Source organism: Pseudomonas sp. E1MeOHC2 (assembly GCF_058745025.1).
In genome coordinates this window covers 1,954,442-1,967,452 of the sequence record NZ_CP196675.1, presented here as the reverse complement: position 1 = coordinate 1,967,452, position 13,011 = coordinate 1,954,442, and the positions used below count along the sequence as shown (strand labels likewise).

The 13,011-nt window shown below is 63.2% G+C and carries 14 protein-coding genes and 2 pseudogenes; 3 read left to right on the top strand and 13 right to left on the bottom strand.

The window, feature by feature from the left end; all coding sequences use genetic code 11:
• Window positions 1-111: 111 nt before the first annotated feature.
• From ACSSU5_RS08790 to ACSSU5_RS08780, 3 genes are all read left to right on the top strand, one after another.
• A complete protein-coding gene (locus ACSSU5_RS08790) occupies window positions 112-909 on the top strand; it encodes a transporter substrate-binding domain-containing protein (protein ID WP_264314008.1) in 798 nt (265 codons plus the stop codon).
• Window positions 910-987: 78 nt separating this feature from the next.
• Entirely contained in the window at window positions 988-1,950 is a 963-nt protein-coding gene (locus ACSSU5_RS08785; protein WP_264311245.1) for an amino acid ABC transporter permease, read from the top strand.
• On the top strand, window positions 1,943-2,677 hold the full coding sequence (locus ACSSU5_RS08780) for an amino acid ABC transporter ATP-binding protein (protein WP_027592407.1): 735 nt from the start codon (window positions 1,943-1,945) through the stop codon (window positions 2,675-2,677). Before ACSSU5_RS08785 ends, ACSSU5_RS08780 begins: the two co-directional genes overlap by 8 nt.
• A 122-nt stretch (window positions 2,678-2,799) precedes the next feature.
• On the opposite strand, the gene ACSSU5_RS08775 is transcribed toward ACSSU5_RS08780, so the two are convergent.
• From ACSSU5_RS08775 to ubiE, 13 genes and pseudogenes are all read right to left on the bottom strand, one after another.
• Complete coding sequence (locus ACSSU5_RS08775) at window positions 2,800-3,513, bottom strand: methyl-accepting chemotaxis protein (RefSeq protein WP_492561309.1); 714 nt, start codon at window positions 3,511-3,513, stop codon at window positions 2,800-2,802.
• A gap of 141 nt (window positions 3,514-3,654) precedes the next feature.
• Window positions 3,655-4,743, bottom strand: a pseudogene (locus ACSSU5_RS08770) (methyl-accepting chemotaxis protein); the annotation flags it as partial.
• A gap of 163 nt (window positions 4,744-4,906) precedes the next feature.
• Window positions 4,907-5,620 (bottom strand): methyl-accepting chemotaxis protein, encoded by a 714-nt coding sequence (locus tag ACSSU5_RS08765; RefSeq protein ID WP_492561308.1) that lies wholly within the window; start codon window positions 5,618-5,620, stop codon window positions 4,907-4,909.
• 141 nt (window positions 5,621-5,761) lie between these two features.
• Window positions 5,762-6,823 (bottom strand): annotated as a pseudogene (locus ACSSU5_RS08760) (methyl-accepting chemotaxis protein); the annotation flags it as partial.
• A 102-nt stretch (window positions 6,824-6,925) separates the two neighbouring features.
• Window positions 6,926-7,633, bottom strand: a complete 708-nt coding sequence (locus ACSSU5_RS08755) for a 16S rRNA (uracil(1498)-N(3))-methyltransferase (RefSeq protein WP_264311248.1) — start codon at window positions 7,631-7,633, stop codon at window positions 6,926-6,928.
• Entirely contained in the window at window positions 7,630-8,418 is a 789-nt protein-coding gene (gene tatC, locus ACSSU5_RS08750; protein WP_033701938.1) for a twin-arginine translocase subunit TatC, read from the bottom strand. The genes ACSSU5_RS08755 and tatC overlap by 4 nt, the downstream gene beginning before the upstream one ends.
• Window positions 8,415-8,792: a Sec-independent protein translocase protein TatB gene (gene tatB, locus ACSSU5_RS08745; RefSeq protein WP_492561012.1), complete on the bottom strand. Its 378-nt coding sequence runs from the start codon at window positions 8,790-8,792 to the stop codon at window positions 8,415-8,417. The genes tatC and tatB overlap by 4 nt, the downstream gene beginning before the upstream one ends.
• Window positions 8,793-8,795: 3 nt before the next feature.
• Window positions 8,796-9,068, bottom strand: a complete 273-nt coding sequence (locus ACSSU5_RS08740) for a twin-arginine translocase TatA/TatE family subunit (protein WP_099430648.1) — start codon at window positions 9,066-9,068, stop codon at window positions 8,796-8,798.
• A gap of 25 nt (window positions 9,069-9,093) precedes the next feature.
• Window positions 9,094-9,429, bottom strand: coding sequence for a phosphoribosyl-ATP diphosphatase (locus tag ACSSU5_RS08735; RefSeq protein ID WP_264311250.1), 336 nt, complete (start codon window positions 9,427-9,429; stop codon window positions 9,094-9,096).
• Window position 9,430: 1 nt separating this feature from the next.
• On the bottom strand, window positions 9,431-9,823 hold the full coding sequence (hisI, locus tag ACSSU5_RS08730) for a phosphoribosyl-AMP cyclohydrolase (RefSeq protein WP_264311251.1): 393 nt from the start codon (window positions 9,821-9,823) through the stop codon (window positions 9,431-9,433).
• Between the two features lie 72 nt (window positions 9,824-9,895).
• A complete protein-coding gene (gene ubiB, locus ACSSU5_RS08725; RefSeq protein ID WP_492561011.1) occupies window positions 9,896-11,515 on the bottom strand; it encodes a ubiquinone biosynthesis regulatory protein kinase UbiB in 1,620 nt (539 codons plus the stop codon).
• Window positions 11,512-12,135 carry a ubiquinone biosynthesis accessory factor UbiJ gene (locus tag ACSSU5_RS08720; RefSeq protein WP_492561010.1) on the bottom strand — a complete coding sequence of 208 codons (624 nt, stop codon included), beginning with the start codon at window positions 12,133-12,135 and terminating at the stop codon, window positions 11,512-11,514. Before ACSSU5_RS08720 ends, ubiB begins: the two co-directional genes overlap by 4 nt.
• Window positions 12,135-12,905, bottom strand: a complete 771-nt coding sequence (gene ubiE / locus ACSSU5_RS08715; protein WP_264311254.1) for a bifunctional demethylmenaquinone methyltransferase/2-methoxy-6-polyprenyl-1,4-benzoquinol methylase UbiE — start codon at window positions 12,903-12,905, stop codon at window positions 12,135-12,137. The genes ACSSU5_RS08720 and ubiE overlap by 1 nt, the downstream gene beginning before the upstream one ends.
• Window positions 12,906-13,011: the final 106 nt, after the last annotated feature.

The following is a 13,011-nucleotide window of genomic DNA, read 5'->3' as shown; positions in this document are numbered from 1 at the left end:
AGGTCCCCGGGCCGCCATGCGTTAGCATCCCTCCCCGATAGAACGCTTCGGCCAGCACGGCCGTGCCAACAATAAGATTTGCTACTTTTCTTGCTAGGGGACTTGGTGATGATCAAGAAATACCTTTCGCGACTGCTGGTCGGTGTTACCGCCCTGGTCGCCGTCACGGCGGCCCAGGCTGGCGCTATCGAAGACGCGGTCAAGCGCGGCACCCTGAAAGTGGGCATGGACCCGACCTACATGCCGTTCCAGATGACCAACAAGCGCGGCGAGATCATCGGCTTCGAAGTCGATATCCTCAAGGCCATGGCCAAGTCCATGGGCGTCAAGCTGGAGACTGTCTCCACCGCCTATGACGGCATCATCCCGGCCCTGCTGACCAACAAGTTCGACATGATCGGCAGCGGCATGACCCTGACCCAGGAACGCAACCTGCGCCTGAACTTCAGCGAACCCTTCATCGTGGTCGGCCAGACCCTGCTGATCCGCAAGGAGCTGGCAGGCGAGATCAAGTCGTACAAAGACCTGAACAACGAGAAGTACAGCATCACCTCCAAGCTCGGCACCACCGGCGAGATGGTCTCCAAGAAACTGATCGGCAAAGCCAAGTACCACGGCTACGACAACGAGCAGGAAGCGGTGATGGACGTGGTCAACGGCAAGGCCGACGCCTTCGTCTACGATGCACCCTACAACGTGGTGGCGGTGGAGAAGGCCGGCGCTGGCAAGCTGCTGTTCCTCGAAGAACCCTTCACCTACGAGCCGCTGGCGTTCGGCCTGAAGAAAGGCGACTACGACAGCATCAACTTCATCAACAACTTCCTGCACCAGATCAAGCATGACGGGACCTACGATCGTATCCACGACAAGTGGTTCAAGAACAAGGACTGGCTGAAGGAAATGGAATAAGGCCCAGGCCACAAGCCCAGGCTGTGACCCCGACGCGCAGGCAAACCCTGCGCGTTCGCATTTACGGAAGTACCCCACGTGATCAAACACAAGAAAGCCCAGTGGCCCTGGCACGCGCTGACCGCGCTGGTCCTGGTGGGCCTGGCGGTCAGTTTGTACCTGGCCACCTCGATGATGTCCTATGAGTGGCGCTGGAACCGTGTCCCGCAGTACTTTGCCTACCAGGCCGAAGAAGCTCAGCGTGCCGCCGGCTATGGCACCGTGCAGGACATCGTCATTACCGGTGACACCGCCCGTGTAACGCTGAAGGAAGAGGGGGGCGCCGAGCAGGTGCTCGACGTCGACCGCAACAGCCTGTTGCTGAGCCGAGGCGATGATGTTTCTGAAGGCGACCAGATCGGTGTGACCCGCCATTGGGCGGCAGGCCCGTTGGCGTGGGGCCTGTGGACCACGCTGTGGCTGTCGGTGGTGTCGGGCGCGCTGGGCCTGGTGATCGGTCTGTTCGCGGGCCTGTGCCGGCTGTCGAACAACCCGACCCTGCGTGACTTGTCGACCGTTTATGTCGAGCTGGTGCGCGGTACACCGCTGCTGGTACAGATCTTCATCTTCTACTTCTTCATCGGCACCGTGCTCAACCTGTCCCGCGAATTCGCCGGGGTTGCCGCGCTGGCGCTGTTCACCGGGGCTTATGTGGCCGAGATCGTCCGCGCCGGTGTGCAGTCCATCGCCAAGGGCCAGAACGAAGCGGCCCGCTCGCTGGGCCTTAATGCTGGCCAGTCGATGCGCCACGTGATCCTGCCTCAGGCGTTCAAACGCGTGCTGCCGCCCTTGGCTGGCCAGTTCATCAGTCTGGTCAAGGACACCTCGCTGGTCTCGGTGATCGCCATCACCGAGCTGACCAAGAGCGGCCGCGAGGCCATCACCACCTCGTTCTCGACCTTCGAGATCTGGTTCTGCGTGGCAGGCTTGTACCTGCTGATCAACCTGCCGCTGTCGCACCTGGCCAGCCGGCTCGAGCGGAGGCTTGCGCAAAGTGATTGAAGTCCGTGACCTGGTAAAAGTCTTCGACACCCGCGGCCACGTGGTGCGTGCGGTGGACAATGTCACCACGCGTGTGGCCAAGGCCGAAGTGGTGGTGGTGCTGGGCCCGTCGGGGTCGGGTAAGTCGACCTTCCTGCGCTGCCTCAACGGCCTGGAGCATTTCGACGAAGGCGTTGTTGCCATCGACGGCTTGCAACTGGCCGACCCGAAGACCGACATCAACGCCTACCGCCGCGAAGTCGGCATGGTGTTCCAGCATTTCAACCTGTTCCCGCACATGACCGTGCTGGAAAACCTGTGCCTGGCGCAAAAAGTCGTGCGCAAGCGCGGCAAGGCTGAGCGCGAGGCGAAGGCCCGGGCGCTGCTGGAGAAAGTGGGTATTTCGCAGAAAGCCAACGAGTACCCGTCGCGCCTCTCTGGCGGCCAGCAGCAGCGGGTGGCGATTGCCCGCGCCCTGGCGATGGAGCCGAAGGTAATGCTGTTCGACGAGCCGACCTCGGCGCTCGACCCGGAAATGGTCGGCGAAGTGCTGGACGTGATGAAGACCCTGGCCCAGGAAGGCATGACCATGGTTTGCGTCACCCACGAAATGGGCTTTGCCCGTGAAGTGGCGGACCGAGTGCTGTTCTTCGATCACGGCAAATTGCTGGAAGATGCCTCGCCGGCGCAGTTCTTCGATGCACCAAAGGACCCGCGCGCGCAGGCGTTTCTGCGGCAGGTGCTATAACCGCGCAGGCCCATTCGCGGGGCAAGCCCGCTCCCACAGGATATCACTTGCCCTTGGGGCAGTAGGGCACCTGTGGGAGCGGGCTTGTCCCGCGAATGGGCCGCAAAGCGGCCCCGGCATTTTCAAAGGCTGAACCGCCCCACCATCCCCCGCAACTGCCGCCCCAACTGCTCCAGCTCCCCGCTCGACGCCGCCGTCTGTTCGCTGGCCGCACTGGTCTGGTCCGACACATCGCGCACATTCAGCACGCTGCGGTTGATCTGTTCGGCCACCACGCTCTGCTCTTCACTGGCCGTGGCAATCTGCTGGTTCATGCCCTGAATGCTCGACACCGTGTCGGTGATCTGGCCCAGCGCATGCCCGGCCTTGCGGCTTAGCTCCACGCTCTGTTCGGTCAGGCTCTTGCTGCTGTCCAGTAAGCGGTTCACTTCGTCAGTACCGTTGTGCAGGCTGTCGATCAGCTGTCCAATCTCCTCGGTTGCCGTAGAGGTACGCTGGGCCAAACCACGCACCTCATCGGCCACCACGGCAAAGCCACGCCCGGCTTCGCCGGCCCGTGCTGCTTCGATCGCCGCGTTCAAAGCAAGCAGGTTGGTTTGTTCGGACACCGACTTGATCACATCAAGGATGCTGCCAATCCGTTGGCTCTCGCCCGCCAGGTGCTGCATGGCCGTCAGGCAATGGTCCATCTGACCAGCCAACTGCTCGATCCGGCCGATGGCTTCGGCCACCACCTGATCACCCACCTGCGCCTGCTGGTCGGCGTTGGTCGCGGCCGCTGAGGCTTGCTCGGCATTCTGCGCGACCTCCTGCACCGTCGCGCTCATCTGGTTCATGGCGGTGGCCACCTGGTCGGTTTCTTCGCGTTGCTGGCTGATGCGCAGCTTGGTGTCTTCGCTGCTGGCCGCCAACTGCGTGGCCGCCTGTGTCAGGTGGCCGACACCCTGGTCGATGCCACCGATCAGCTCGCGCAGACTCAAGGTCATGTCGCGCATGCTGGACTGCAACTGGCCCATCTCGTCACGGCGCAGTACCGGCTCGACCTGGCTCAGGTCGCCCTTGGCGATACGCGCGGCCAGAGTCAGCGTCTGGCGCAGCGGCTGGGTGATCTGCAGGGTGATCAGCCAACCGGCGAGCACGCCCACCACCAGCGCCAGTACGGCCACGCTGGTCAGTAACGAGCGGGCTGCCAGGGCCTCGCTGTCGCGTTGCTCGACTTTGCGCTCGCCCAGCTCCACGCTCACGGCGCTTAACTCATCGCCCATTTTTTCCATGTTGCCTTGCAGCTGCTCGACCCGCACGGCGGCGTGACGGTACTGGTCCAGGCTGGCGCGATAACGCGCCAACTCGACGCCAGGTTGTTCGGTAAGCGTGCGCGGCAGCCCCAAGGTCGCCAGGCCTTTGAGCAACTGGCCAAGGGCGCTGTCGGCGGCGTCCAGTGCGGCATCGCCGACCTTGGCGAAATCCTCGACGGGCGAGAAGGTGTACGCCGGTACCAGGCTCTGCTGGTTGGCACCGTCAACGTGACGGCTGAGGGTGTCCATCAGGCCCAGTGTGCCGCTTTGCTGGCTATCGGCAGGCATCTTCAACAAGGCCTGGGTCTGCAGTTCATCGATGACGTCGTTGAGCTTCTGCTCCTGTGCCTGCATGGCCTCGCGCAGGGCGTGCCGCTGGTTGACCGTGCGCTGCAGTTCAGCGAAGTCGTCGCGCATACGCTGCAACAATTGCAGCTTCTGGGTGAGCATCTGGCGGGAGTCATCGACGCTACTGCGCTGCTGCAGGGTGCTCAGCATGCTTTCGAGCTGTTCGAGGATGCGCCCGATACGTAGCTTGCTGGTGTCGTCGCTGAGCACGCGATAGGTGATGCGCTCTGCACGCAGGTCCTTGACCAAGTCGTTGATCAGGCCGATTTCACTGAGTTGCTCTGAGCGGATGATGGCGCCATCCAGCGCGCGCCAGCCGCTGATGGTGGTGGCCAGGGTAAGCAGCAAGACCACGGCAAAGCCGAGGGCAAGCTTGGCGCCGACACCGATGTTGCCGAGCCTGCGGTTGAGGTAACCGAGCATGGTGAGTCTCCGTCCATTTGAGAGAGACCATGCCGGCACAATGCCGGCATGGCACTCCTGCCCATCGGCAGCGGAGGTGTAGGACTTGACCTGATAATCAGGTAGGAAATTTCACTTATACCTGTATGAACCTTCCCAGCAAGGCCGCTCCTACAAGAGCCGGTCAGAGCCTGAAGCGGCCCACCAGCCCTTGCAGGTGAGTACCCAGCCGCGCCAGCTCGACACTGGAACTGGCCGTTTCTTCACTGGCCGACGACGTCTGGTCAGAAATATCCCGCACATTCATCACACTGCGGTTGATCTCTTCGGCCACGGCCGTCTGTTCCTCCGCCGCAGTGGCGATCTGCTGGTTCATGGCCTGGATCGACGACACAGTCCGGGTGATGGTCGCAAGCGAGCCACCAGCGCGGCGGGTGAGTTCGACACTGCTGTCGGTCAGTTGGCGGCTGTTGTCCATCACACTGGCCACGCGTTGGGTGCCGTTTTGCAGGCCGGCAATCAGCTCTTCGATTTCTTCGGTCGACTGTTGAGTGCGCTGGGCCAAGCTGCGCACTTCGTCGGCGACCACGGCAAAGCCACGCCCGGCCTCGCCGGCCCGTGCTGCCTCGATCGCCGCGTTGAGGGCCAGCAGGTTGGTCTGCTGGGCCACCGACTTGATTACATCGAGCACGCTGCCGATCTTGTCACTCTCGGCCTTGAGCTGGTTCATCGCTTCGCTGGAGTTGGCCACCTCGCAGGCCAGGCGCTCGATCTGCGCCACCGCCTCACCTACCACCCGATCCCCCTCGCGGGCTTGTTGGTCGGCCATCAGCGCGGCTTCCGAGGCCTGTTCGGCGTTGCGCGCCACCTCGTGCACGGTGGCGGTCATCTGGTTCATGGCCGTTGCTACCTGGTCGGTCTCGACCTTCTGGTTGTTGACCCCGGCACTGGTCTGTTCGGTCACCGCCGACAGTTCCTCGGCGGCGCTGGCGATCTGCGTGACACCGTCGCCGATGCCGCCGATCAACTCCCGCAGGCCTTGGGTCATGCGCTGCATGCTGGCTTGCAACTGGCCCAGCTCGTCGCGGCGTTGCACCTGCAAGTCATGGCTCAGGTCGCCATTGGCCACGCGCTCGGCAGCGCTCAGGGTTTGGCGCAACGGGATGATGATCTGCCGGGTGATGGCCCAGGCTGCCAAGAGGCCCAGCGCCAGAGCCAGGGCGGTGGCGGCGGCGAGCAGGGCCTTGGCTTGGCTGGCGCCAGCGTTGCGGACGGCGGTCTGCGAGGCGGTCATCGCCTGGCTGGTCTGCAGCAGCACCGTGCCTTGCTCGGCCATGTGCTGCAGGGCTTGTTCGCTGGCAGTTTGCGCGTTGCCGAACTGGTTAACCGCGTCGCGGTAGCCGGCCATGGCGGTGGCGGCATCGTCGAGGCTGGCGGCATGCTCGGCAGGCACCTTGGTCGGCAGCGCCTTGAGTTCGGCCAGGGCTTGGTCGATGGCTTTCAGTGCGGTCTGTTGGAATTCGGCGTTGCCGCTATAGGTGTAGCCACGGACCTGGAAGCGCGCTTGTTGCAGCAGTGCGTTTACGTCCACTGCATGCTGGTATTGAGTGATATCACCCCCCTGCAGCAGGCCGCGCTGGACCCGGCCGACCAGCTCGACGGCCTTGTCGGCGCTGTCGCCGAGCACGCCACGGCTGGCTTCGCGGCGCTGGCCGGCCTGCTTCAGGTCGTTGAACGCTTGCTGGTAAATGCGCACGGCCTCGCGTTGCTGTTCGAGGCGCTGGCGGTCGGCGGGGTGTTCGATCTGGCCCAGCATGCGCTGTACCTGGCGATCAAGATTGGCCAGGGCCTTTTCCAGCTCTGCCACCGAGGCCTCATCGCGGCTGCGTTGGTAATGCTGGCGTGCAATGCGCAGTTCCTGGGTGTACTCCTGGATTACCGAAATATTACCCAGCTTGTCGCCGCGGTCGATGACGCTGTCCAGGCCGTGCCAGCCTGTCAGGGTGATGGCCAGGGTCAGGAGCAGTACCAGGCCAAAGCCCAGCCCTAGCTTGCGATTGACGCTTACGTTCCCCAGCGAGTGGGCTAACCATCGGTACATGTTCGACTCTCCGGTAACTTGGCAGCACGGGTAATTATTGTGTTGCCAAGGCATCGGCCTGGGAGAGGGAAACTTGATGGGTGGAAAGGTCTGACTAATCAGTCAGAAGATTCGCGACAGCAGCGCCGTCACGGCAGTCTCCACGCGCAGGATGCGCTCGCCCAGTTGCACGGGTGCAAGCCCCGCCTTGCCCAGCAGTTCGACTTCATAGGGGATCCAGCCACCCTCTGGGCCGATGGCCAGGGTCACGGCTTGTTCGACGGCACGCGGGCAGGCAGGGTAGGGGCCTGGGTGGCCCACCAGGCCAAGCGTGCCTTCGGCAATGGCCGGCAGGCGGTCTTCGACAAACGGCTTGAAGCGCTTCTCGATGATGACCTCGGGCAGCACCGTATCGCGGGCCTGCTCCAGGCCCAGGATGAGGTTTTCGCGAATGCTTTCGGGGTTGAGAAACGGCGTTTGCCAGAAACTCTTCTCGACCTTGTAGCTGTTCACCAGGATTAGGCGCGGAACACCCAAGGTGGCGACGGTCTGGAACAGCCGGCGCAGCATTTTCGGCCGAGGCACGGCCAACACCAGGGTCAGCGGTAGCTTGGCGGGCGGTGGTTGGTCAAAGCCGACGTGCAGTTCTGCCTCATGGCCTTCCAGGCGCACCACGGTGGCGCTGCCCATCAAGCCGTTGATCTGCCCGACGCGCAGGCTATCGCCCACCGCGACCTTGTGAATCTGCTGCATGTGGGTGAACCGCCGGTCGGCCAGGACTACGCGGTCAGCCGCGATGTAGTCGGCTTCTTCGAGTAACAGCAGGTTCACGGTTGCGTCGCTGGCGGTTGGTCGTTGTGATCGTTCGCCGCTTCATCATGCTCGCTGCGCTTGCGGATCAGGCTGCCGCACAGCACGCCGACCTCGAACAACAGCCACATGGGCACCGCCAGCAGGGTCTGGGAGAAGATGTCCGGTGGGGTCAAGACCATGCCGACCACGAAGCAGCCGATAATCACATAGGGGCGAACCTTCTTCAGGTACTTCACGTCGACCACGCCGATCCACACCAGCAGTACCACCGCGACTGGGATCTCGAAGGCAACGCCAAAGGCGAAGAACAGGGTCATGACGAAGTCGAGGTAGCTGGCGATGTCGGTCATCATCGACACGCCTTCCGGCGTGGCACTGGCGAAGAAGCCGAAAATCAGCGGGAACACCAGGAAATAGGCGAAGGCCATGCCGGCGTAAAACAGGAAGATGCTCGACACCAGCAGCGGAATGGCGATGCGTTTTTCGTGGCGATACAGCCCAGGTGCGATGAAGCCCCAGATCTGCTGAAGAATGAACGGGATCGCCAGGAACAGCGAAACGATCATGGTCAGCTTGAACGGCGTGAGGAACGGCGAGGCCACGTCGGTGGCGATCATCGTTGCATTGGCCGGCAGGTGATCGCGCAGCGGCGCGGAAACCAAGGTGTAGATCTGCTGGGCGAAGGAGAACAACCCGGCAAAGATCAGGAAAATGACGGCGACACAGCGCAACAGGCGGGTGCGCAGTTCGGTCAGGTGCGAGACCAGCGGCATCGGCTGGTCGTGTTCCGGATTTTCGCTCATGGGGCTCGCGGCGGTTGTGGCGGTTCAGAAGGTGCGGCCGGGGCTGCCGGCGTGGCGTCTGGCGTGGTTTCGAGCCCTGCGGGAGGCTGTACCGTGGCCGTGGTGACAGCTGGCTGCACCGGCGGCGTCTGGGGGTTGAGGATGCGCCGGGCTTCCTCTTCCATCTGCAGGATGTGCTCGTTATGCAGTTGACGACGGATATCGTCGGCGCCGATTTCGCGCTCGACTTCCATCTTGATGCTGTTGAAGCTGCGCTTGAGGCGGCCGATCCACAGCCCTGCGGTGCGCGCGGCGCCGGGCAGGCGCTCGGGGCCGAGCACCAGCAAGGCGACCAGGCCTACGAGCAGCAGCTCACTGAAACTGATGCCGAACATGGGTCAGTCTTTCCGCTGCGGCTCTTGGACCGGTTGAGCCTGGCCCTCGATGGTGTGGCCCTGGGGTTGCTGTGCGGTGTTCTGCACCGGTGGCACGGGCTGCGCAGGCGGCGGGGTCTGTTCGGCCGGCTTGTTCTCTTCGTCGTTCATGGCCTTGCGGAAGCCTTTGATCGACTCGCCAAGGTCGCTGCCCAGGTTTTTCAGTTTTTTGGTGCCGAACACCAAGACCACCACGACCAGCAGGACGATCCAGTGTTTCCAGTCAAAGATACCCATGTTGCTCTCCTAGAATTCTATTCGGTCAGGCCGAAGGTTGACGCGCAGCTTTCTCATCATGCCCGGACAGCCCAAAGCGGCGCTCCAGTTCATCGAGCACGGCCTGTGGGTGTTGCCCCAACGCGCTGAGCATCACCATGCTATGGAACCACAAGTCGGCGGTTTCATAGATGACATCGCTGTAATCCTTGCTGACAGCGGCGTCCTTGGCGGCAATGATCGTCTCGACGGACTCTTCGCCCAGCTTTTCGAGGATCTTGTTCAGGCCCTTGTGATGCAGGCTTGCCACATAGGAGCTGTCGGGGGCCGCGTGCTTGCGTTGTTCAAGCACTTCGGCCAGGCGGTTGAGGGTGTCGCTCATGTCAGTGTCCTGCGCTATAAATGGCGTCCGGGTCCTTCAGGACCGGGTCGACGGTGTTCCACTGGCCGTCTTCGAAGACGCGGTAGAAGCAGCTTTCGCGGCCAGTATGGCAGGCGATATGGCCCAGTTGTTCGACCATCAGGATGATCACGTCGGCATCACAGTCCAGGCGCATTTCGTGCAGTTTTTGCACATGGCCAGATTCTTCGCCCTTGCGCCACAGCTTGCCACGCGAGCGCGACCAGTAGATGGCGCGTTGTTCGGTAGCGGTCAGCGCCAGCGACTCGCGGTTCATCCAGGCCATCATCAGCACGCGTCCGGTCTTGTGGTCTTGGGCAATGGCCGGTACCAGGCCATCGCTGTTCCACTTGATCTCGTCCAGCCAGTCTTTCATCGTCGACTCCAAAACGGGCCCGCAACTGTGCCGGGCCCTTTGCGCTAGTGTGCCAGCCAGAGGCGCGGCTGGCTATTGGCGCACGATCAGGTAAAGGCCAGCGGCCAGCATCAGCCAGGCTGGCCAGGCGGCCGGGGCGGCCAGGCTGGCAGCCTCGGCGGCACCTGCGGCCAGTACCGCACCACCACCGAGCAAGCCTGCGCCAAGCAAACGCAGCGCCCAGCGGTCGCCCAGGCGACGCCGCTCTGGCAGCTGGGGGTCGTGCAGGTGCGGTTGCGACAGGCGTTCGAGCAGGTCGCGGGTCATGCCGGCCAGGTGCGGCAGTTGCTCGGCTTGGCTGTACAGGTTGCCGAACATGGCCTTGGGGCTGTAGCGCTCGCGCATCCAGCGTTCCAGGAACGGCTTGGCGGTGCTCCACAGGTCCAGGTCGGGGTACAGCTGACGGCCCAGGCCCTCGATGTTGAGCAGGGTCTTTTGCAGCAACACCAACTGTGGCTGGACTTCCATGTTGAAGCGCCGGGCAGTCTGGAACAAGCGCATCAACACCTGGCCGAAGGAAATATCTTTCAACGGTTTTTCGAAGATCGGCTCGCACACGGTACGAATCGCCGCTTCGAACTCATTGACCTTGGTGTGCGCCGGCACCCAGCCCGAGTCGATGTGCAGTTGCGCGACGCGGCGGTAATCGCGTTTGAAGAAGGCGATCAGGTTGCGCGCCAGGTAGTCCTGGTCTTCCGACGTGAGGCTGCCGACGATGCCGCAGTCGATGGCGATGTACTGCGGGCTCCACGGTTTTACCGTGCTGACGAAGATGTTGCCGGGGTGCATGTCGGCGTGGAAGAAGCTGTCACGGAACACCTGGGTGAAGAACACCTCCACACCGCGTTCGGCCAGCAGTTTCATGTCGGTGCGCTGGTCGGCCAGGGTCGCCATGTCGGTGACCGGCACGCCGTAGATGCGCTCCATCACCAGCACCTTGGGCCGGCACAGGTCCCAGTAGACCTGGGGCACGTACATCAGCTCGGACCCCTCGAAGTTGCGCCGCAGCTGGCTGGCGTTGGCCGCCTCGCGGAGCAGGTCGAGTTCGTCGTAGATGGTCTTTTCGTAGTCGTTGACCACTTCCACCGGGTGCAGGCGGCGGGCGTCGGCGGACACCCGCTCGGCGCCCTTGGCGATCAGGAACAGCCAGGCCAGGTCCTGGGCAATCACCGGTTTGAGGCCCGGGCGTACCACCTTGACCACGACTTCCTCGCCGCTTTTAAGGCGGGCGGCGTGCACCTGGGCCACCGAGGCTGACGCCAGCGGCTCGACGTCGAAGCGGCTGAACACCTCGCCGACCTTGGCGCCGAGCTGCTCTTCGATCAAGGCCAGGGCCTTTTTCGGGTCGAACGGCGGCACGCGATCCTGCAGCATCATCAGTTCGTCGGCGATGTCGGTGGGCAACAGGTCGCGGCGGGTGGACAGCAGTTGGCCGAACTTGATGAAGATCGGCCCCAGGTCTTGCAGCGCCAGGCGCAGGCGCGCCCCACGGCTGAGCGTGGAGGGCTTGCGCGGCAGCCAGCGCCAAGGCATCAGCAGGCGCAGGCTCATCAGCCACCAGGGCAGGGGCAGGTCGAACAACAGGTCATCGAGACGGTAGCGGATCACCACACGCTGGATGCGAAAGAGACGGCGGACGGCGAGCAGCTTCATGCGTTATCGCTGGTATCAAGGGATCGGGAGAGGCGCAGCAGGCGCGCCTCGAGGCGTTCTGTGTCGATTTTCAGGGCATCGAGCTCGCTGAAAGCGGCTTCGGCTTCGCGCTTGCCGACCAGGGTGCGGGACTCTTCGGCCAGGTACTCGGAGAGGTTCTGGCTGAAGCGCGTCAGGCCCTGGTGGGTCCAGCGCGCGCGCAGGCGGATGTGGCCGGCGAGCAGCGCAGTGGCCACCGGGCCGAGCCAGCGCTGCAGTTCGTGCTCCCAGTCCAGTTCGAGGTCTTGCAACACGCCGAACAGGTCGAGCAACACAGCGCTATCGCCATGCAGTTCGACCTGCGGGCTGTGCAGCACGGCGGTTTTGTCCTTGGCCAGCGCCAGTTGCGCCAGGCTGCCGGCAGGGGCGCGCAGGCTGCAGTCGACTTCGCCCTCCCAGTGCGCGGCCAGCATCAGGCCGTCTTCATCGGGCAGGATGAACACCTGCAGGGCCGGCTGACGGCAATCGATCTCGATGACCTTGCCTTCCAGCGCGGCCAGCCGCGGCAGCCCCGTGCTGTCCATGCGCAGGACGCGGTTCAGGCCATGTTCGACGCTGGCGAGCAGCCCGGCCAGCAGCATCAGGGCTTGATTCCCCGGTGCACGGCAACGATACCGCTGGTCATGTTGTGGTAGGTGACGCGGTCGAAGCCGGCGTCGACCATCATGGCCTTGAGGGTTTCCTGGTCGGGGTGCATGCGGATCGATTCGGCCAGGTAGCGGTAGCTTTCCGAGTCGTTGGTGATCAGCTTGCCGGCCAGCGGCATGAAGGCGAACGAGTAGGCGTCATAGGCCTTGGACATCAGCTTGTTGGTCGGTTTGGAGAACTCCAGGATCAACAGGCGGCCACCGGGCTTGAGCACGCGCAGCATCGAGCGGATGGCTTCGTCCTTGTGGGTGACGTTGCGCAGGCCGAAGGCGATGGTCACGCAGTCGAAGTGGTTGTCCGGGAACGGCAGCTTCTCGGCGTCGGCCTGGACGAACTCGATGTTGCCGGCCACACCACGGTCGAGCAGGCGGTCACGGCCGACCTTGAGCATCGAATCGTTGATGTCGGCGAGCACCACTTGCCCGGTCGGGCCCACAAGACGCGAGAACTTGGCGGCCAGGTCACCGGTACCACCGGCAATGTCCAGCACGCGGTTGCCAGTGCGCACGCCCGACAGCTCGATAGTGAAGCGCTTCCACAGGCGGTGCATGCCGCCGGAAAGCACGTCGTTCATCAGGTCGTATTTGGCGGCTACGGAGTGGAACACCTCGGCGACTTTCTTCGCCTTCTGGCTCTCCGGTACGTCTGTGTAGCCAAAATGGGTGGTGGGTTCGGCGTGTTCGCCTTTGCGCTGGTCGTTCATATCGCTTCACCGGAAAAAATTACCGCCATTCTAGGGCGAATGGGCGGATTTGTCTTGGCGGGGTGTGCCATGCGGCAGGGGCGGGCATAATGCCAATTATGTCTAC

Excerpts from the sequence above, each read along its gene's own strand:
- ACSSU5_RS08775 (WP_492561309.1), bottom strand. The coding sequence starts at position 3,513 with ATGAACCAGATGAGCGCGACGGTGCAGGAGGTCGCGCAGAATGCCGAG.
- ACSSU5_RS08765 (WP_492561308.1), bottom strand. The coding sequence starts at position 5,620 with ATGAACCAGATGACCGCCACCGTGCACGAGGTGGCGCGCAACGCCGAA.
- tatC (WP_033701938.1), bottom strand. The coding sequence starts at position 8,418 with ATGAGCGAAAATCCGGAACACGACCAGCCGATGCCGCTGGTCTCGCAC.
- tatB (WP_492561012.1), bottom strand. The coding sequence starts at position 8,792 with ATGTTCGGCATCAGTTTCAGTGAGCTGCTGCTCGTAGGCCTGGTCGCC.
- ACSSU5_RS08740 (WP_099430648.1), bottom strand. The coding sequence starts at position 9,068 with ATGGGTATCTTTGACTGGAAACACTGGATCGTCCTGCTGGTCGTGGTG.
- ACSSU5_RS08735 (WP_264311250.1), bottom strand. The coding sequence starts at position 9,429 with ATGAGCGACACCCTCAACCGCCTGGCCGAAGTGCTTGAACAACGCAAG.
- hisI (WP_264311251.1), bottom strand. The coding sequence starts at position 9,823 with ATGAAAGACTGGCTGGACGAGATCAAGTGGAACAGCGATGGCCTGGTA.
- ubiB (WP_492561011.1), bottom strand. The coding sequence starts at position 11,515 with ATGAAGCTGCTCGCCGTCCGCCGTCTCTTTCGCATCCAGCGTGTGGTG.
- ACSSU5_RS08720 (WP_492561010.1), bottom strand. The coding sequence starts at position 12,135 with ATGCTGCTGGCCGGGCTGCTCGCCAGCGTCGAACATGGCCTGAACCGC.
- ubiE (WP_264311254.1), bottom strand. The coding sequence starts at position 12,905 with ATGAACGACCAGCGCAAAGGCGAACACGCCGAACCCACCACCCATTTT.